General features: G+C 60.5%; 17 protein-coding genes and 1 pseudogene. 10 read left to right on the plus strand and 8 right to left on the minus strand.

Annotated features, from left to right (window positions below; translation table 11 throughout):
- Positions 1–138: 138 nt before the first annotated feature.
- The 4 genes from groL to BT179_RS17595 form a co-directional block, all read right to left on the minus strand.
- Positions 139–1,785, minus strand: a complete 1,647-nt coding sequence (gene groL / locus BT179_RS17580) for a chaperonin GroEL (protein WP_072394986.1) — start codon at positions 1,783–1,785, stop codon at positions 139–141.
- A 52-nt stretch (positions 1,786–1,837) separates the two neighbouring features.
- Positions 1,838–2,131, minus strand: coding sequence for a co-chaperone GroES (locus BT179_RS17585; RefSeq protein ID WP_072394988.1), 294 nt, complete (start codon positions 2,129–2,131; stop codon positions 1,838–1,840).
- A gap of 243 nt (positions 2,132–2,374) precedes the next feature.
- Positions 2,375–2,851 carry an FxsA family protein gene (locus BT179_RS17590; RefSeq protein ID WP_072394990.1) on the minus strand — a complete coding sequence of 159 codons (477 nt, stop codon included), beginning with the start codon at positions 2,849–2,851 and terminating at the stop codon, positions 2,375–2,377.
- Positions 2,852–2,952: 101 nt separating this feature from the next.
- The gene (locus BT179_RS17595; protein ID WP_072431856.1) at positions 2,953–3,684 is read right to left on the minus strand and encodes a HugZ family pyridoxamine 5'-phosphate oxidase; all 732 of its coding nucleotides are present in this window, start codon (positions 3,682–3,684) and stop codon (positions 2,953–2,955) included.
- A gap of 158 nt (positions 3,685–3,842) precedes the next feature.
- Here BT179_RS17595 and BT179_RS17600 point away from each other — a divergent pair, with 158 nt between their 5' ends.
- On the plus strand, positions 3,843–4,601 hold the full coding sequence (locus BT179_RS17600; protein ID WP_072394994.1) for an SDR family oxidoreductase: 759 nt from the start codon (positions 3,843–3,845) through the stop codon (positions 4,599–4,601).
- Positions 4,602–4,660: 59 nt separating this feature from the next.
- Here the strand turns inward: BT179_RS17600 and apbC are convergent, their stop codons facing one another.
- Positions 4,661–5,755, minus strand: coding sequence for an iron-sulfur cluster carrier protein ApbC (apbC, locus tag BT179_RS17605; RefSeq protein WP_072431857.1), 1,095 nt, complete (start codon positions 5,753–5,755; stop codon positions 4,661–4,663).
- Positions 5,756–6,109: 354 nt separating this feature from the next.
- Between apbC and metG the strand changes: the two genes are divergently transcribed.
- The 8 genes from metG to BT179_RS17645 all read left to right on the plus strand — a co-directional run bounded on the left by metG (position 6,110) and on the right by BT179_RS17645 (position 12,900).
- Positions 6,110–8,155: a methionine--tRNA ligase gene (metG, locus tag BT179_RS17610; RefSeq protein ID WP_072431858.1), complete on the plus strand. Its 2,046-nt coding sequence runs from the start codon at positions 6,110–6,112 to the stop codon at positions 8,153–8,155.
- 120 nt (positions 8,156–8,275) lie between these two features.
- A complete protein-coding gene (locus BT179_RS17615; protein WP_072395000.1) occupies positions 8,276–8,848 on the plus strand; it encodes an Rnf-Nqr domain containing protein in 573 nt (190 codons plus the stop codon).
- The gene (rsxB, locus tag BT179_RS17620) at positions 8,845–9,867 is read left to right on the plus strand and encodes an electron transport complex subunit RsxB (protein ID WP_072431859.1); all 1,023 of its coding nucleotides are present in this window, start codon (positions 8,845–8,847) and stop codon (positions 9,865–9,867) included. Before BT179_RS17615 ends, rsxB begins: the two co-directional genes overlap by 4 nt.
- Positions 9,854–10,840: an RnfABCDGE type electron transport complex subunit D gene (locus BT179_RS17625; protein ID WP_072395004.1), complete on the plus strand. Its 987-nt coding sequence runs from the start codon at positions 9,854–9,856 to the stop codon at positions 10,838–10,840. The genes rsxB and BT179_RS17625 overlap by 14 nt, the downstream gene beginning before the upstream one ends.
- Entirely contained in the window at positions 10,837–11,445 is a 609-nt protein-coding gene (locus BT179_RS17630) for an RnfABCDGE type electron transport complex subunit G (protein ID WP_072431860.1), read from the plus strand. Before BT179_RS17625 ends, BT179_RS17630 begins: the two co-directional genes overlap by 4 nt.
- A complete protein-coding gene (locus BT179_RS17635; protein ID WP_072431861.1) occupies positions 11,442–11,975 on the plus strand; it encodes an Rnf-Nqr domain containing protein in 534 nt (177 codons plus the stop codon). Before BT179_RS17630 ends, BT179_RS17635 begins: the two co-directional genes overlap by 4 nt.
- On the plus strand, positions 11,972–12,610 hold the full coding sequence (gene nth / locus BT179_RS17640; RefSeq protein ID WP_072431862.1) for an endonuclease III: 639 nt from the start codon (positions 11,972–11,974) through the stop codon (positions 12,608–12,610). The genes BT179_RS17635 and nth overlap by 4 nt, the downstream gene beginning before the upstream one ends.
- Before the next feature lie 107 nt (positions 12,611–12,717).
- Positions 12,718–12,900: a PA3496 family putative envelope integrity protein gene (locus BT179_RS17645; RefSeq protein ID WP_072395014.1), complete on the plus strand. Its 183-nt coding sequence runs from the start codon at positions 12,718–12,720 to the stop codon at positions 12,898–12,900.
- Positions 12,901–12,955: 55 nt separating this feature from the next.
- Here BT179_RS17645 and BT179_RS17650 read toward each other — a convergent pair whose 3' ends face one another.
- Positions 12,956–13,582 carry a response regulator transcription factor gene (locus BT179_RS17650; RefSeq protein WP_072395016.1) on the minus strand — a complete coding sequence of 209 codons (627 nt, stop codon included), beginning with the start codon at positions 13,580–13,582 and terminating at the stop codon, positions 12,956–12,958.
- A 475-nt stretch (positions 13,583–14,057) separates the two neighbouring features.
- Here BT179_RS17650 and BT179_RS26785 point away from each other — a divergent pair.
- Positions 14,058–14,331 (plus strand): annotated as a pseudogene (locus BT179_RS26785) (hypothetical protein); the annotation flags it as partial.
- Positions 14,332–14,656: 325 nt separating this feature from the next.
- Here the strand turns inward: BT179_RS26785 and BT179_RS17660 are convergent.
- Positions 14,657–15,874 carry an argininosuccinate synthase gene (locus BT179_RS17660; RefSeq protein WP_072395020.1) on the minus strand — a complete coding sequence of 406 codons (1,218 nt, stop codon included), beginning with the start codon at positions 15,872–15,874 and terminating at the stop codon, positions 14,657–14,659.
- A 125-nt stretch (positions 15,875–15,999) separates the two neighbouring features.
- The gene (locus tag BT179_RS17665) at positions 16,000–16,995 is read right to left on the minus strand and encodes a flagellar protein MotY (RefSeq protein WP_072395022.1); all 996 of its coding nucleotides are present in this window, start codon (positions 16,993–16,995) and stop codon (positions 16,000–16,002) included.
- Positions 16,996–16,999: the final 4 nt, after the last annotated feature.

Here is a 16,999-nt window from a genome sequence, read left to right on the forward strand (position 1 = left end):
TTCATGAGAGATCCTCCGCCGAAAACGAGAAAAGCCCTGCAAGCGTAAACCTGCAGGGCTTCTCGGTCAGGCTGACCATCTCATTAAACCCCGCCTGCTGACGCAGACGGGGTTTTTCAGTACAGGGGTAAGGCTGGCTTACATCATGCCGCCCATGCCACCCATGCCGCCCATGTCTGGCATGCCGCCGCCAGCTGCACCTTCTTTCTTCGGTGCATCAGCAACCGCAGCTTCGGTGGTCAGGATCAGACCGCCGATGGAAGCAGCGGCCTGCAGGGCCGAACGGGTCACCTTGGTTGGGTCCAGGATGCCCATTTCGATCATGTCGCCGTACTCGCCAGTGGCAGCGTTGTAACCGAAGCTGCCCTCGCCGTTCTTGACCTTGTCGACCACAACGCTTGGCTCGTCGCCGGAGTTGGCAACGATCTGACGCAGCGGCGCTTCAACAGCGCGACGCAGCACAGCGATACCAACGTCCTGATCGGCATTGTCGCCTTTCAGTTGGGTCAATGCTTCCAGAGCACGGATCAGGGCTACGCCACCGCCAGGTACCACGCCTTCTTCAACGGCTGCACGGGTAGCGTGCAGGGCGTCTTCAACGCGGGCTTTCTTCTCTTTCATTTCGACTTCGGAACCGGCGCCAACCTTGATCACCGCAACGCCGCCGGACAGCTTGGCCAGACGCTCTTGCAGTTTTTCACGGTCGTAGTCCGAGGAAGTTTCGGCAACCTGGGCACGGATCTGTGCGATACGCGCTTCGATGTCGCCTTGTACGCCAGCACCGTCGACGATGATGGTGTTTTCCTTGGACAGGGTCACGCGCTTGGCATTACCCAGGTGCTCCAGGGTCGTGCTTTCCAGGCTCAGGCCGATCTCTTCGGAGATTACGGTACCGCCAGTCAGGACGGCGATGTCCTGCAGCATGGCCTTGCGACGGTCGCCGAAGCCTGGAGCCTTGACGGCCGCGACCTTGACGATGCCACGCATGTTGTTCACGACCAGGGTCGCCAGGGCTTCGCCTTCGACGTCTTCGGCCACGATCAGCAGTGGACGGCCAGCTTTGGCAACGGCTTCCAGCACCGGCAGCATTTCGCGGATGTTGGAGATCTTTTTGTCCACCAGCAGGATCAGCGGGCTTTCCAGCTCGGCAACCATGGTGTCTGGCTTGTTGACGAAGTACGGGGACAGGTAGCCGCGGTCGAACTGCATGCCTTCGACCACCGACAGTTCGTTTTCCAGGCCCGAACCTTCTTCGACGGTGATCACGCCTTCTTTACCGACTTTTTCCATGGCTTCAGCGATGATGTCACCGATGGAGTTGTCGGAGTTGGCAGAGATGGTGCCGACCTGGGCAATCGCCTTGGAGTCAGCGCAAGGCTTGGACAGGCCCTTGAGCTCCTTGACGATGGCGATGGTGGCCTTGTCGATACCGCGCTTGAGGTCCATCGGGTTCATGCCGGCAGCGACAGCCTTCAGGCCTTCGTTGACGATCGACTGAGCCAGAACGGTGGCGGTGGTGGTGCCGTCGCCCGCGTCATCGTTGGCACGGGAGGCAACGTCCTTGACCAGCTGCGCGCCCATGTTTTCGAAACGATCTTCGAGTTCGATTTCCTTGGCTACGGAAACGCCGTCCTTGGTGATAGTCGGAGCGCCGAAGCTTTTCTCGATGATCACGTTACGGCCTTTCGGGCCCAGGGTCGCTTTTACTGCGTCAGCCAGGACATTGACACCGGTGAGCATTTTCTTGCGGGCGGAGTCGCCGAATTTAACTTCTTTAGCAGCCATGATCGATATTCCTTAAATACTTTGTAGTAACGGGAAAAATGGGCGGGAGAAATCAGCCTTCGATAACAGCGAGGATTTCGTTCTCGCTCATTACCAGCAGGTCTTCGCCGTCGACTTTCACAGTGTTGCTGCCGGAGTAAGGGCCGAACACAACCTTGTCACCCACTTTCACGGCCGGCGCACGTACTTCACCGTTTTCCAGTGCCTTGCCTGGGCCTACAGCGAGAACTTCACCGTGGTTGGCTTTTTCAGCAGCCGAACCTGGCAGGACGATACCGCCAGCGGTTTTCTTCTCTTCTTCGCTGCGACGGATGACGACGCGGTCATGCAGAGGACGAAGCTTCATTGTCGATCTCTCCTAATTTTGGTTTTCATCGGCCGGTGGATTCCCGGCGGGTTTAACAAAAGCCGGCAAAGCCGGATGCGGTTCGTCAGCCGAACCGCGGAAGTCTGTCCAGTGTTGCCACCGGGAACCTTGCGGTGACCGATACATAAGGGCGTACAAGACGATTACAAGGGCCGGGACGAAAAAATTTTCTTCCGGCGCCCCGAAAACGAACACGGCACCCGAAGGTGCCGTGCGGTGGGTCTACTTGGAGTCGCGGTGTTCGAACTCGCCTTCGATCACGTTCGGCTCTCGGCCCAGGGGCTCCCGCGGTGCCGGGCCGCCACGAGGCTGTAGATCGTCGGAAAAGGCACGCTGGCGCATGGCCTGCTCTTCGGCACGCTGGCGCATCTTGTTGGCCAGCATCCGACGGGTGAAAGGCAACAGCATGATCAGGCCCAGCACATCGCTGATGAAGCCTGGCAGGATCAACAGGCCACCGCCCAAGGCCAGCATCAGGCCTTCGAGCATGGTCTGGGCGGGCAGTTCGCCACGGTTCAGGCTTTCACGAGCACGCAGTGCCGTGGCGAGACCGGCGATACGCAATACGAATACGCCGAGCATGGAGCCGAGAATCACCAGCAAGAGGGCCGGGAAAAACCCGATCGCACCGCTGACCTTGACGAATACAAACAGCTCCAGCACCGGGAATAGCAGGAAGAGCAACAAAAAAGGGCGCATCAAAGGGTTCCTCAACGCAAGAATGCCTGGTGGCCTGTACTCGAATCAGCCACACAGGCCACCAGCTATGAAACCCTAAATGACGTCACCCTTTCGTGAATTCAAGCGTCGGCCTCTGCATTTTTTGGCCATTGTTCGGCGTGAGCCAGATAAACCAAGGCTTCGCGTACTTGTGTCGGCGTGTTGCAAGGTGCCTGGAACGCCAGCCAATGCAGTCCTTGGCCGATGCGCAGGTGCATGCCTTCACTGTCGATGCCTACCAGTTGCGCCGGCTCGGTCCTGGGAAGATTGGCCAATTCCACATAATGAGCAATGGCCTTGGCATGATCGGCATTCATGTGCTCGATCATGCTCGCCTCCGCCTTGCCAGCGAAGGGGTTCGCAAGCGTAATCCGGTCGATCCAGTGAATGGCGCCGAAGCCACCGATATAGCGGTGGCGCACCGGGCTGAGCACCCAGAAATCGAAATCGTGGGCCTGGTGGTAGTTCCGCGACTCGGGGAAGTAGCGGTAATAGCGCTCGGCGGCGGCCTCGATGGCTGCGCTGTCTTCGAGCTTTTGCGCCTCGGCCAGATAGGTCAGGCGCCCCACGGCCTGCACGTCCTCGGCTTCCCGTTCGCCCACCAGCATCGAGCATTTGGGGTCTTTTTGCAGGTTATGGGTGTGCTGGGCGATGCGGCTGATCAGGATCAGCGGCCGGCCCTGCTCGTCCAGGCAGTAAGGCACCACGGAACCGAACGGAAAGCCGGGCATGGACTTGGAATGGGTGGAGAGCATTCCACGGTATTCCTTGAGCAGCAATTCTCGTGCATGCTTGGCAACGTCAACGCTCAATTTATGACTCCTTTAGTGAAAGCCGTCTAAAAACGGTCAGGCGTTCGGGCTATGTTTCAGCCCCTCAACGGGCAGTTCTCTGCGCAGCTGAACGACCGTCGCCGATCGAGAGGCCGTCACAGGGCTCCCCTTCACCGCTGCGCCACCGGGACATGAGAATGCAACTCACCGACAAAGTAATCATTATCACCGGCGGTTGCCAGGGTCTGGGCCGCTCCATGGCCGAGTATTTCGCCGACAAAGGCGCAAAGCTCGCCCTGGTGGACCTCAATCAGGAAAAACTCGACCAGGCGGTTGCCGCCTGCAAGGCCAGGGGCGTCGAGGCCCGCGCCTACCTGTGCAACGTCGCCAATGAAGAACAGGTCAGCGACATGGTCGCCCGGGTGGCCGAAGATTTCGGAGCGATCCACGGGCTGATCAACAACGCCGGGATCCTGCGTGACGGCTTGCTGCTCAAGGTCAAGGACGGCGAAATGACCAAGATGAGCCTGGCCCAGTGGCAGGCAGTGATCGATGTGAACCTTACGGGGGTGTTTCTGTGCACCCGCGAGGTGGCCGCGAAGATGGTCGAACTGAAGAACAGCGGTGCCATCATCAATATTTCCTCGATTTCCCGGGCGGGCAATATCGGCCAGACCAACTATTCGGCCGCCAAGGCCGGCGTGGCAGCCGCTACCGTGACCTGGGCCAAGGAACTGGCGCGCTACGGTATCCGTGTGGCCGGCATCGCACCGGGCTTTATCGAGACAGAGATGACCCTGGGCATGAAACCCGAGGCGCTGGAGAGAATGACCAGCGCCATTCCCCTGAGACGCATGGGCAGGCCTGAAGAGATCGCCCATTCGGCGGCCTATATCTTCGAGAACGACTACTACACCGGCCGCATTCTGGAGATGGATGGCGGGTTGCGGATGTAGAACCGCCACGTCCCCTTGCGGGAGCGGGCTTGCCCGCTTCCACGAGGGTCGGCGTGAGATCAGTCGTCGCTGACGGTAATGTTCGGCATCGACGGCATCGCCGCTTCCTGCAGGACGATCCGCGCGCCCACGTGACGGGCCAGTTCCTGGTAGACCATGGCGATCTGGCTTTCCGGCTCGGCAATGACAGTCGGCTTGCCACCATCGGATTGTTCGCGGATCAGCATGGACAGCGGCAACGAAGCCAACAGCTCGACGCCGTACTGGTTCGCCAGTTTCTCGCCGCCACCTTCGCCGAACAGATGTTCCGCATGCCCGCAGTTCGAACAGATGTGCACGGCCATGTTCTCCACCACGCCCAGCACCGGGATGTTCACCTTGCGGAACATCTCCACCCCCTTGCGGGCGTCCAGCAGTGCCAGGTCCTGTGGGGTGGTGACGATCACCGCACCGGCCACCGGGACTTTCTGTGCAAGGGTCAGCTGGATATCGCCAGTGCCGGGCGGCATGTCGATCACCAGGTAGTCCAGGTCGCCCCAGGCGGTCTGCGTCACCAGTTGCAGCAAGGCACCGGACACCATCGGTCCGCGCCAGACCATCGGCGTATTGTCGTCGGTGAGGAACGCCATGGACATGACTTCCACGCCGTGGGACTGGATCGGTACGAACCATTTCTGGTCCTTGACCTGCGGCCGGGTGCCCTCGGCAATGCCGAACATGATGCCCTGGCTCGGTCCATAGATGTCCGCATCCAGCATGCCGACCTTCGCCCCTTCCCGGACGAGGGCCAGGGCCAGGTTGGCGGCGGTGGTGGACTTGCCCACACCGCCCTTGCCCGAGGCCACGGCAATGACATTCTTGACGTTCGCCAGACCAGGAACCTGCGCCTGGGCCTTGTGGGGGGCGATCACACTGGTGATTTCGACCTTGGCGCTCGTCACCCCGTCCAGGGCCTCGATCGCCATCTGCAGCATCTGCGCCCAACCGCCCTTGAACAGGTCGGCGGCATAGCCGATCTCCAATCGAACGTTGACGCGATCGCCTTGCACGTCGATATCGCGCACACATCCGGCGCTGACCGGATCCTGGTTCAGGTAGGGGTCGGTGTATTGGCGAAGGACGGCTTCCACCGTTGCGCAATTGACGGCGCTCATGGGCAACTCCGATAGCAGGACTTGAAAACAGGCCGCTATCCTACGCCCCACGCTTGCGCGTGGCGACCCGATTACAACAGGGCGAACACCTTTTGTGGCGAGGGATTCATCCCCGCCGGGTTGCGAAGCGCCCCAGAACCTCGCGCCCGGGTTGGTCTGGTTCGACTGTTTTTGCGACTGCTGCGCGGTCCAGCGGGGCGGTGCGATGTTTCGCTCGATCCATTCACCACAGATCGTGGCCCGGCGCCCTTCACCGCGCCCAATCGATGCATGCGGAAACAGGCCGGTGGGGTGAAATATATTTCCCAGCGCTTTATAGTGGCCGACCTCCGTTTCATCAAGTAGCCGAGCCCCATGTCCGAGCCACGCAAGATCCTCGTCACCAGTGCCCTGCCCTATGCCAATGGTTCGATTCACCTCGGCCATATGCTGGAGTACATCCAGACCGATATGTGGGTGCGCTTCCAGAAGCATCGCGGCAACCAATGCATCTATGTCTGCGCCGACGACGCCCACGGTTCGGCCATCATGTTGCGCGCGGAAAAGGAAGGCATCACCCCGGAACAACTGATCGCCAATGTCCAGGCTGAACACAGCGCCGACTTTGCCGACTTCCTGGTGGACTTCGATAACTTCCACTCCACTCACGCCGAAGAAAACCGTGAGCTGTCGAGCCTGATCTACCTGAAGCTGCGTGACGCCGGGCACATCGCCACGCGCTCGATCACCCAGTATTTCGACCCGGAAAAGAAAATGTTCCTGGCCGACCGCTTCATCAAGGGCACCTGCCCGAAATGCGGCACCGAAGACCAGTACGGCGACAACTGCGAGAAATGCGGCGCGACCTACGCACCGACCGACCTGAAGGACCCCAAGTCGGCGATTTCCGGTGCCACGCCAGTGCTCAAGGACTCCGAGCATTTCTTCTTCAAGCTGCCGGACTTCCAGCAGATGCTGCAGGCCTGGACCCGCAGCGGCACCCTGCAGGATGCCGTCGCCAACAAGCTCTCCGAGTGGCTCGACGCCGGCCTGCAGCAGTGGGACATCTCCCGCGACGCCCCGTATTTCGGTTTCGAGATCCCTGGCGAACCCGGCAAGTACTTCTACGTGTGGCTGGATGCGCCCATCGGCTACATGGCCAGCTTCAAGAACCTTTGCGACCGCACGCCGGAGCTGGACTTCGACGCGTTCTGGGGCAAGGACTCCACTGCCGAGCTGTACCATTTCATCGGCAAGGACATCGTCAATTTCCATGCACTGTTCTGGCCCGCGATGCTCGAAGGCGCCGGTTTCCGCAAGCCGACCGGCATCAACGTCCACGGCTACCTGACCGTCAACGGCCAGAAGATGTCCAAGTCCCGCGGTACCTTCATCAAGGCACGGACCTACCTGGACCACCTGTCCCCGGAATACCTGCGCTACTACTACGCGGCCAAGCTGGGCCGCGGCGTCGACGACCTGGACCTGAACCTCGAGGACTTCGTGCAGAAGGTCAACTCCGACCTGGTGGGCAAGGTCGTCAACATTGCCAGCCGTTGCGCCGGGTTCATCCACAAGGGTAACGCCGGGGTCCTGGTGGCCGGCAATGCCGCGCCGGAACTGACCGACGCCTTCCTGGCCGCCGCACCGAGCATCGCCGAGGCCTACGAGACCCGCGACTTTGCCCGGGCGATGCGTGAAATCATGGCCCTGGCCGACCGTGCCAATGCCTGGATCGCCGACAAGGCGCCCTGGTCGCTGAACAAGCAGGAAGGCAAGCAGGATGAAGTCCAGGCCATCTGTGCCCTGGGCGTCAACCTGTTCCGCCAGCTGGTGATCTTCCTCAAGCCGGTGCTGCCGCTGCTGGCCGCCGATGCCGAAGCGTTCCTCAACGTGGCACCGCTGACCTGGGACGACCACCAGACCTTGCTGAGCAACCATCAACTGAACGAATTCAAGCCGCTGATGACCCGTATCGAAGCCGCCAAGGTGCAAGCCATGACCGACGCCTCCAAGGAAGACCTGGTTGCCAGCCAGACCGACACCGGCGCTCCTGCCGGCAACGGCGAACTGGCCAAGGACCCGCTGTCGCCGGAAATCGATTTCGATACCTTTGCCGCCGTCGACCTGCGCGTCGCGTTGATCCTCAAGGCAGAGGCCGTGGAGGGTGCGGATAAACTGCTGCGCCTGACCCTGGACATCGGCGACGAGCAACGCAACGTATTCTCCGGCATCAAGAGCGCCTATCCGGACCCGGCCAAGCTCGAAGGCCGGCTGACGATGATGATCGCCAACCTCAAGCCGCGCAAAATGCGCTTCGGCATCTCTGAAGGCATGGTGATGGCGGCAGGCCCGGGGGGTGAGGAGATCTACCTGTTGAGCCCCGACAGCGGCGCCAAGCCGGGTCAGAGGATCAAGTAAACGCGACTGCGTGCTGCACTGATCCCACAGCCGCCCTGCTGGCGGCTGTGGGATTTTCGTATCTGGCCGCGCGCCAGATAATGCCTAATCTTGTAACAGGTTCCTTGCTGTCCACACGCCATGTCAGACGTCTTCCTCACACTGCTGGGCACCGCCCTGATCAGCAACCTGGTGCTGCATTGGCCGCTGGGCGTCGATCCGATGCTGGCGGTGGACGGGAGGAGGCAGGTGCATGCCCTGGGCCTGGCGTCGGCCTGCCTGATGCTGGTGGTCGGCACCCTGGGCTACCTGGTCGATCGCTGGCTGCTGGTCCCGGCAAGCCTGACATCGTTGCGCCTGTTTGCCTGGCTGCCCTTGAGCGTGCTGCTGATCGGACCACTGCTGCGTCTGCTGGCGACTTGGCTACCGGCATGGTCTTTCGAGGGGTTGTGGCCGCTGCTGCTCGGCAATGCCGGCATACTGGGGGTCACGCTGCTCAACAGCCAGGCCGACCAGGGACTGGTCCACGCCATCGCCCTGAGCCTGGGCGCCGGGCTGGGTTTCTGGCTGGTGTCGAGCCTGTTCGATGATTTGCGCCGGCGCACGGTCGACAATGACATTCCCCAGCCCTTTCGTGGCCTGCCGATCCAGCTGATTGGAGCCGGGCTGATGGCGGTGGCATTTCTTGGATTGCGCGGGCTGGTCAAGACATGAACCTGATTCAACGTATCGACGCCCTGCTGCCACAGACCCAATGTGGCAAGTGCGGCCATCCGGGTTGCAAGCCCTACGCCGAAGGCATCGCCGCGGGCGAGCCGATCAACAAATGCCCGCCCGGCGGAAGCGAAACCATCGCGGCCCTGGCCGACCTGATGAAGGTGCCAGTACTGGAACTGGACACCAGCCGGGGCTCGGCGCCGCCCCAGGTCGCCTTCATCATCGAAAACGAGTGCATCGGCTGCACCAAATGCATCCAGGCCTGCCCGGTCGATGCGATTGTCGGTGCGCCCAAGCTGATGCATACGGTCATCGTCGAGCTGTGCACCGGCTGTGACCTTTGTGTCGCGCCCTGCCCCGTCGACTGCATCGAAATGAAACCCTTGCCGGCTTCGACAGTGCCCGTGGTCGGTGACCTGGCCGCCAGCGCAGAAGAACGACTGGCACGAACCGCCAAGCGCGATCACGCACGGCGGCGCTTCGAACAGCGCAATGCGCGTCTGCGGCGCGACGAAGAGCAGCGCCAGGCCGAGCGCCTGGCCCGCACCCAGCGCACCCAGCCAGCCCAGAGCCAGCCCCTTGATCCCGTACAGGCCGCCTTGGAGCGGGTGCGCGCGCAAAAGGCCGCCAATGCCGACGCAGCGCTGAAAAAGGCCAAGGTCGACCTGGCCATGAGCCGGGCGCAACTGAATAAGTCCTTGAAAGCGTTCGGCCATCCACCGACTTTCGAACAGCAGTCGCAACTGATCCAGCTGCAACGCCAGTTCGAAGCGGCGCAACAGGCCCTGGCGCAGTTGGAAAGCGCTGCACCACGCGCCACGCCAGCACCAGCACCAGCACCAGCACCAGCACCAGCGCAGGATGCCGAGCTGAAACGGGCGAAGATTCAATTGGCGATGCGTCGGGCCGAACTCGGCAAGGGCCGGGCCGCCGCCGTCCCGGACCAGGAGCTGCGGGCGCTGGAGCAAGCGGTGAAGGACGCCGAATACCAGGTGGACGCTCATGCCCGGTCCTGACGCCTCGCAGGGTGCACTGCGGCAGGCGATGAGACGCGTGCTGCTGGCGACCCTGCCCGGTGTGTTGGCCTTGATGTGGGTGTATGGCTGGGGTATCGCATTCAACCTGCTGCTGTCCGGGCTCACCGCTCTGGCGGTCGAGGCCCTGGTCCTGCGCTTGCGACATCGGCCCCTCAGACCCGAACTGGACGATGGCAGCGCGCTGGTCAGCGCCACGCTGCTGGCGTTGGCCCTGCCGGCGTATTGCCCCTGGTGGCTGACCGTTTCCGCAGCCGCCTGCGCCCTGTTGTTCGGCAAGCACCTGTGGGGGGGCGTCGGCAACAATCCTTTCAATCCGGCCATGCTTGGATACGCCCTGGTGCTGGTGGCGTTTCCTTCCCACATGAGCCAATGGCCGGCTCCCCACAGCGTTGATTTGCTCGAAGGCCTGCAACAGGTCTTCGGCCTTCATCCACCAGCCGATGCCTGGGCCGGTGCGACAGCGTTGGACAGCCTGCGTATCAACACCACCCTGACCATCGACGAACTGTTCGCCAGCCATCCGGCCTTCGGACGCTTCGGTGGCAAAGGTATCGAATGGGTCAACCTGGCCTTCCTGGCGGGCGGCCTGTTTCTGCTGCAACAACGTGTGTTCAGCTGGCATGCACCGGTAGGCATGCTGGCCAGCCTGTTCATCGTCAGCCTGTTGTGCTGGAACGGTTCGGGCTCGGATTCCCATGGCTCGCCGCTGTTCCACCTGCTCACCGGCGCAACTCTGCTGGGTGCGTTTTTTATCGTGACCGAACCCGTCTCGGGCGCCAAGGCTCCGCTTGCGCGCCTGCTGTTCGGCGCAGGCGTCGGGCTGCTGGTCTATCTGATCCGCACCTGGGGCGGTTACCCCGACGGCGTGGCGTTTGCGGTACTGCTGATGAATCTCGGCGTGCCGGCGCTGGACCGTTTCGCCGAGGCACGACAAGGGCGGCAGGCGACATGAGCAATCCTGGCGGTGTTGCGACCCTGATACTGCTGACCGGCCTGGGCGTTGGGGCTGCCTATCTCACGCAGATCGGCACCGCCGAGCACATCGAGGCCCGGCAACAGGCCGACGCCAACAGAACCCTGCTCGATGTACTGCCGGCCGACCTGTACGACAACCAGCCATTGGCGCAGCCGATCGTGACGGAGCCCGTGCCTCTGGCCCACAGCACCCTGCTGGGCGGCTATCTCGCGACACGTTCCGGCCAGCCATCGGCCATCCTGCTACGGACTCAGGCCCTGGGTTATGAAGGCACCATCGAGTTGTTGATCGCCATCGACCCGCTGGGTCGGCTGCTGGGCGTGAAAACCCTGCGACAGTCCGAAACACCCGGCCTGGGCGCGACGATTGCCGATTGGCCCAATGCCTGGCTGCGGGCTTTCAGTGGCAAATCGCTCCAGACCACCACCGACAGGGACTGGATGCTGAAAAAAGAACAAGGGCAGTTCGATCAATTGGCGGGCGCAACGGTGACGTCCCGGGCAGTCCTCCAGGCCGTGCACGACACCTTGCGCTACTTCGACGAGCACAAGGTTTCCTTGACCACAGGGGGGCGCCCATGACCCACTCATCGTTATTGTCCCGTGGCCTGCTGCTCGTCCCACTGATCGGTGCGAGCCATTCATTGAACAACGCCTTGGGCCTATGGCTGGCATGGACGCTGATCAGCATTGGCCACGGCTTGGCCATGGGGCTTTTGCGGCCTCGCCTGACGATCCATCAACGACACCTGGCCTCCCTCATACTGGCTGCGGCCCTCACCGCTTGTGCCAGCCTGGTCGCACAGGCCTGGGCGCCAGAATCATATCGACCGTCAAGCCTGTACATGGGCTGGATCGCCCTGAGCTGCGTGGTACTGGAACACGATCGCGTCTTCGTCGAATCACGCTGGCCTGGTCACGCCCAGCTGGCAGGACTGTTCGGCCTGTCGATGGTCGGCCTGGGAGTCCTGCGCGAACTGATCGGCCACGGCACGCCTCTGGCCCAACTGACCCCGGGCGGGTTCCTTTTGCTCGGCTTGCTGCTAGCGGCCCGCCAGGCCTGGAAACCTGCGAAAACCCCATCACCTCCCAAGGAAATGCCGCGCCCATGAACGCCGCAAAACGCCTGGAAATATTCCGTCGCTTTCATGAAGACAACCCGGAACCCAAGACTGAACTGGCCTATTCCTCGCCGTTCGAACTGTTGATCGCGGTAATCCTGTCGGCCCAATCCACCGATGTCGGCGTGAACAAGGCCACTGCCCGGCTGTTCCCGGTGGCCAATACTCCGGAAGCGATCTATGCCCTTGGCGTCGAGGGGTTGTCCGAATACATCAAGACCATCGGGCTGTACAACAGCAAGGCAAAGAACGTGATCGAAACCTGCCGCCTGCTGATCGAGCGTCACGGCAGTGTCGTGCCCCAGACCCGAGAAGCGCTGGAAGCCCTGCCAGGCGTCGGCCGCAAGACTGCCAACGTGGTGCTCAATACGGCGTTTCGCCAGTTGACCATGGCGGTCGATACCCACATTTTCCGGGTCAGTAACCGGACCGGACTGGCCCCCGGTAAAAACGTGGTGGAGGTCGAGAAGAAACTGATGAAGTTCGTGCCCAAGGAGTACCTTCTCGACTCCCATCACTGGCTGATTCTCCATGGACGCTACGTCTGCCTGGCCCGAAAGCCGCGCTGTGGCAGCTGCAGGATCGAGGACCTGTGCGAGTACAAGCACAAGACCTCTGACGATTGAAGCGCTATTGCTTTTATTGATCCTTCGATTGAAAAAATCTTTTTTACCCGCTCGTGGTTTATCGATATAAGGAGCGCCAAAGGCAGTCTTAGCCTGGAGTCGAACCCATGAGTACTGGTAAAGAACAACTGGATGTAGAAGACGATTTCATCACCGCTGAAGCCGAAGACGTCGAACCGGTGGTGGTGGAAGTGCCCAAGACCAACCTGAGCAAACGGCGCACCATCGATAACCTGCTGGAAGAGCGTCGCTTGCAGAAGCAATTGGCCGATTACGACTTTGACCTCTGACACGTAAAAGCCTCCCTGATGGAGGCTTTTTACTGAGTACGCGTCACCGCCTGCCTCACACCAACCCGTTACGTTGCGCCAGCTCGATCAGATCGACCAGCGAACGGGCATTGAGCTTGAGCAACAACCGGGTCTTGTAGGTACTGACGGTCTTGTTGCTCAAGAACATTCCATCTGCAATTTCCTTATTGGTTTTTCCACGCGCCAGTTGCTGCAGCACCATCATTTCCCGTCCTGACAGGCGGTCCACCATGTCCGACTCGCTGGCATTGCCAAGACTCGAGCGAACCGTATGCAATGCCTGGTTGGGAAAATAACTGTAGCCGGACAATACCGCCTTTATCGCACTCAATAATTCGGTAAGGTCCTGTTGCTTGCACACGTAACCGGCGGCGCCCGTCTGCATGCAACGCATGGAAAAATGCCCCGGCGATTGGGAGGTCAATACCAGCACTTTCAATGGCGATGGGTTGGAGGTCAGTCGCGCGATAACCTCCAACCCATCCAGTTTCGGAATACCGATATCCAGGATAACGATATCCGGTGACAGTTCCCGGGCAAGTTGTAACGCATCGACGCCATTATCCGTTTCGGCAACAACTTCATATCCATGACGCTCCATCAGCAAACGTACAGCAAGACGAATGACGGGATGATCATCCACGATCAGCACTTTATTCATGGGCAAATCCAACTTCGCTGTTCGAATTTTTAGAGCACGCACAATAGCCTAGTCATTTCTACCTTGGCATGCTGCCCCCCCTGACCGCTCACACCGAAAGACGCAACCTACAAGCAATACAGAAAATTCCTACAAATTAGCCTGGAAATAATGTGCCATGAATTTGTCCAGCAAGAGCAGAACGCTTTTCTGACAGCGTAGCAACCCCATGAACAGCACGGCTTTTACTTGTTAAAAGCACGTCGCCACACAGAAATTGAAGCCTTCCGCTCATAAAAAGTAACTGAATTATTTGCCAATAAAACAGCGCGCATTGCGCATCAAGACGCCTGGATTTATATAAGAAGACCAGCCAAAGTTAATCCAGAAAATACATCAGACACAGGTCTTCCAGTCACTCCCACATGAACTTCAAACCCAATAAAACTTCACTCAACATTCATTATCGAGCCCGAACAACATATGAGCATCCACCATGAACAAACCTCTGAAGACAATAACCAACCCGATGACCCTGATTGCCATATTTGCGACTTTATCCGAAACCTCCGCGGCCATTTCATTGCCGTTCCTGGGTGACCAGGATCGAGAGTATTACCTGTGGTTCCTGATCAGCTTCCCCTTCTATCTACTATTGCTCTTCTTCGTGACGCTCAACTTCAACTATCGCTCGTTGTACTCTCCCTCGGACTTTCGCAAGAACAAGCACTTCGTCAAGACCATGGATGACGCAACCCGTAGACATAAACGCGTATTGCATCGCCCTCGCAAGGTCAGGGGTTGGCTGATACATCTGCATCGGGAAGGGCCCGCTCCACGACGAGGGGTCCTTTTCGTGTCCGGACTCCCGGAGCCTCTGTGCGAGGTCACTCGATCCAAAGGTCCCAAGCGGGCCGCAAGGCCCGGTGAAATCACCGTGTATATCATTTACAGCCGCGATGAGGCGCAGGTCCCCCTGGATGGGCCGGATGGGTAAGCGACACGAGGACCGTACCGCGACGAGAACGCGAGCAACCAGCAAGATATGGGCAAAAAAAAGGCCTGCACATGGCAGGCCTCTTTTTTTGATCGGGATCAGAACAGCTTGCGACCCTTGTTCGCCGCAATGCGCATGCGCAGGGCGTTGAGCTTGATGAAGCCGGCCGCGTCGGCCTGGTTGTAGGCACCACCGTCTTCTTCGAACGTCGCGATATTGGCATCGAACAGCGAGTCGTCAGACTTGCGCCCGGTGACGATCACATTGCCCTTGTACAGCTTCAAGCGTACGACACCGTTCACGTTGACCTGGGAAGCGTCGATCATCTGCTGCAGCATCAGACGCTCCGGGCTCCACCAGTAGCCGGTGTAGATCAGGCTGGCATACTTGGCCATCAGCTCGTCCTTAAGATGAGCCACTTCGCGGTCCAGGGTAATCGATTCGATCGCCCGGTGAGCACGCAGCATGATGGTGCCGCCCGGGGTTTCGTAGCAACCACGGGACTTCATGCCCACGTAGCGGTTCTCGACGATATCGAGACGACCGATACCGTGTGCGCCACCGATACGGTTCAAGGTCGCCAGCACAGTGGCCGGGCTCATTTCCACGCCGTCCAGCGCGACGATGTCACCGTTGCGATAGGTCAGTTCCAGATACTGCGGGGTATCGGGAGCCTTTTCCGGGGAAACGGTCCAGCGCCACATGTCTTCTTCGTGTTCGGTCCAGGTGTCTTCCAGCACGCCGCCCTCATAGGAGATGTGCAGCAGGTTGGCATCCATCGAATACGGGGATTTCTTCTTGCCGTGGCGCTCGATCGGAATCCCGTGCTTCTCGGCGTAGTCCATCAGTTTTTCACGGGACAGCAAGTCCCACTCGCGCCATGGGGCGATGACTTTCACGCCAGGCTTGAGGGCATAGGCACCCAGTTCGAAACGTACCTGGTCGTTGCCTTTGCCGGTGGCGCCGTGGGAAATGGCGTCGGCACCGGTTTCGTTGGCGATTTCGATCAGGCGCTTGGCAATCAGCGGACGAGCAATGGAGGTACCCAGCAGGTACTCGCCTTCGTAGACGGTATTGGCGCGGAACATCGGGAACACGAAGTCGCGGACAAACTCTTCGCGCAGGTCATCGATGTAGATCTCTTTGACGCCCATGGCCTGAGCCTTGGCGCGTGCAGGTTCGACTTCTTCGCCCTGCCCCAGGTCAGCGGTGAAGGTCACCACTTCGCAGTTATAAGTGTCCTGCAGCCACTTGAGGATCACCGAAGTGTCCAGGCCGCCGGAATACGCCAGAACGACCTTGTTTACGTCCGCCATGCCATCACTCCACGGGTTGTACGGAAAGCCGTGAAGTCTAACGTCCGGCGCGGATAATTTACAGAGGCGCGACAGCTTATGACGACGAAGCGACAGATTATGTCGAGCGCGCGACGATCAGCCCTTCAGGATGTCCGCGCCGCCGTGGTCGCCACAGGCTTGCCTGGAGCCGAGGCAGGTGCCGGAGCGGGCGCAGGCGCCCTGGCCGGAGCCGCGGCGGGTGGTGACGGCGGGGTTGCCGGTTGCGGTGCCGGTGCCGGTGCTTCGGTGGGCTCGACACGCGACAACTGCACCACCACCCGACGGTTCCTGGCCCGGTTGGCCGCGTTGGTGTTCGCCACCAGGGGATAACGCTCGCCATGGAAACGCAAGGTGATCTGCGACTCCTGGAAACCATTGGCCTTGAAGAAGTCCATGACCGCCAATGCCCGGCGACGGGACAGTTCACGGTTGGTCAAACGGTTGCCGCTGTTATCGGAATGGCCATCCAGCTCGACGTGATTGACGCTCGGGTCAGCCTTGATGAAGTCGAGCATCACTTGCAACTGGGCCTTGGCCCGGGCGTCGAGTTCGATCCCTTCCCCAGGGAAGGCAATCTGGGTCTGCTTGATCTGCTCGAAGTTCTTGGGCAGCAGCTTCGCCACGCAGCCTTGATAGTCGTTGAAGGCCTTGCTGAAGCGCACGGGCAGCAGTCGCACCTCCGAGACCCGGCCATCCTCGGTATTGCGTCGCACCACCGGGCTGCGCCCCTCCATCAACCCGCTGATCAAACGGCCCGCCTGGACCTGGGAGCTGTTGAACAGCACATCGCCACTGCCGAGCCTGACCGAACCCAGGTTGATATCGCCTCGTCCCGGCTGCCACGGCGCCGCGGCGGCCAGCAAGGTCGCGGAGCCACCGCCGAGCATCGGGTTATAGGCCTTGAGCCGGAACGTCGCCTGCTCACCCGCGCGTCGCACGAACTCGCCACTGCCGAAATCGGTGATCGGCTGGCTCAGCCGACACTCGAACTTGTCGCCTTCGACCGTCCACTCAATGCTCTCCAGACGGGTCTGGAAAGTGAGCGCCATGGCGGGAAGGCTGGCAAACACACTGAGCAAGGCTAGATAACGCTGGCGCACGGGA

The sequence above is a fragment of the Pseudomonas sp. NFACC43 genome (assembly GCF_900119645.1).
GTDB lineage: Bacteria > Pseudomonadota > Gammaproteobacteria > Pseudomonadales > Pseudomonadaceae > Aquipseudomonas.

Excerpts from the sequence above, each read along its gene's own strand:
- BT179_RS17615 (WP_072395000.1), top strand. The coding sequence starts at position 8,276 with ATGTCAGACGTCTTCCTCACACTGCTGGGCACCGCCCTGATCAGCAAC.
- groL (WP_072394986.1), bottom strand. The coding sequence starts at position 1,785 with ATGGCTGCTAAAGAAGTTAAATTCGGCGACTCCGCCCGCAAGAAAATG.
- BT179_RS17630 (WP_072431860.1), top strand. The coding sequence starts at position 10,837 with ATGAGCAATCCTGGCGGTGTTGCGACCCTGATACTGCTGACCGGCCTG.
- rsxB (WP_072431859.1), top strand. The coding sequence starts at position 8,845 with ATGAACCTGATTCAACGTATCGACGCCCTGCTGCCACAGACCCAATGT.
- BT179_RS17650 (WP_072395016.1), bottom strand. The coding sequence starts at position 13,582 with ATGAATAAAGTGCTGATCGTGGATGATCATCCCGTCATTCGTCTTGCT.
- BT179_RS17660 (WP_072395020.1), bottom strand. The coding sequence starts at position 15,874 with ATGGCGGACGTAAACAAGGTCGTTCTGGCGTATTCCGGCGGCCTGGAC.
- metG (WP_072431858.1), top strand. The coding sequence starts at position 6,110 with ATGTCCGAGCCACGCAAGATCCTCGTCACCAGTGCCCTGCCCTATGCC.
- BT179_RS17585 (WP_072394988.1), bottom strand. The coding sequence starts at position 2,131 with ATGAAGCTTCGTCCTCTGCATGACCGCGTCGTCATCCGTCGCAGCGAA.
- BT179_RS17635 (WP_072431861.1), top strand. The coding sequence starts at position 11,442 with ATGACCCACTCATCGTTATTGTCCCGTGGCCTGCTGCTCGTCCCACTG.
- BT179_RS17600 (WP_072394994.1), top strand. The coding sequence starts at position 3,843 with ATGCAACTCACCGACAAAGTAATCATTATCACCGGCGGTTGCCAGGGT.
- apbC (WP_072431857.1), bottom strand. The coding sequence starts at position 5,755 with ATGAGCGCCGTCAATTGCGCAACGGTGGAAGCCGTCCTTCGCCAATAC.
- BT179_RS17625 (WP_072395004.1), top strand. The coding sequence starts at position 9,854 with ATGCCCGGTCCTGACGCCTCGCAGGGTGCACTGCGGCAGGCGATGAGA.
- nth (WP_072431862.1), top strand. The coding sequence starts at position 11,972 with ATGAACGCCGCAAAACGCCTGGAAATATTCCGTCGCTTTCATGAAGAC.
- BT179_RS17645 (WP_072395014.1), top strand. The coding sequence starts at position 12,718 with ATGAGTACTGGTAAAGAACAACTGGATGTAGAAGACGATTTCATCACC.
- BT179_RS17590 (WP_072394990.1), bottom strand. The coding sequence starts at position 2,851 with ATGCGCCCTTTTTTGTTGCTCTTCCTGCTATTCCCGGTGCTGGAGCTG.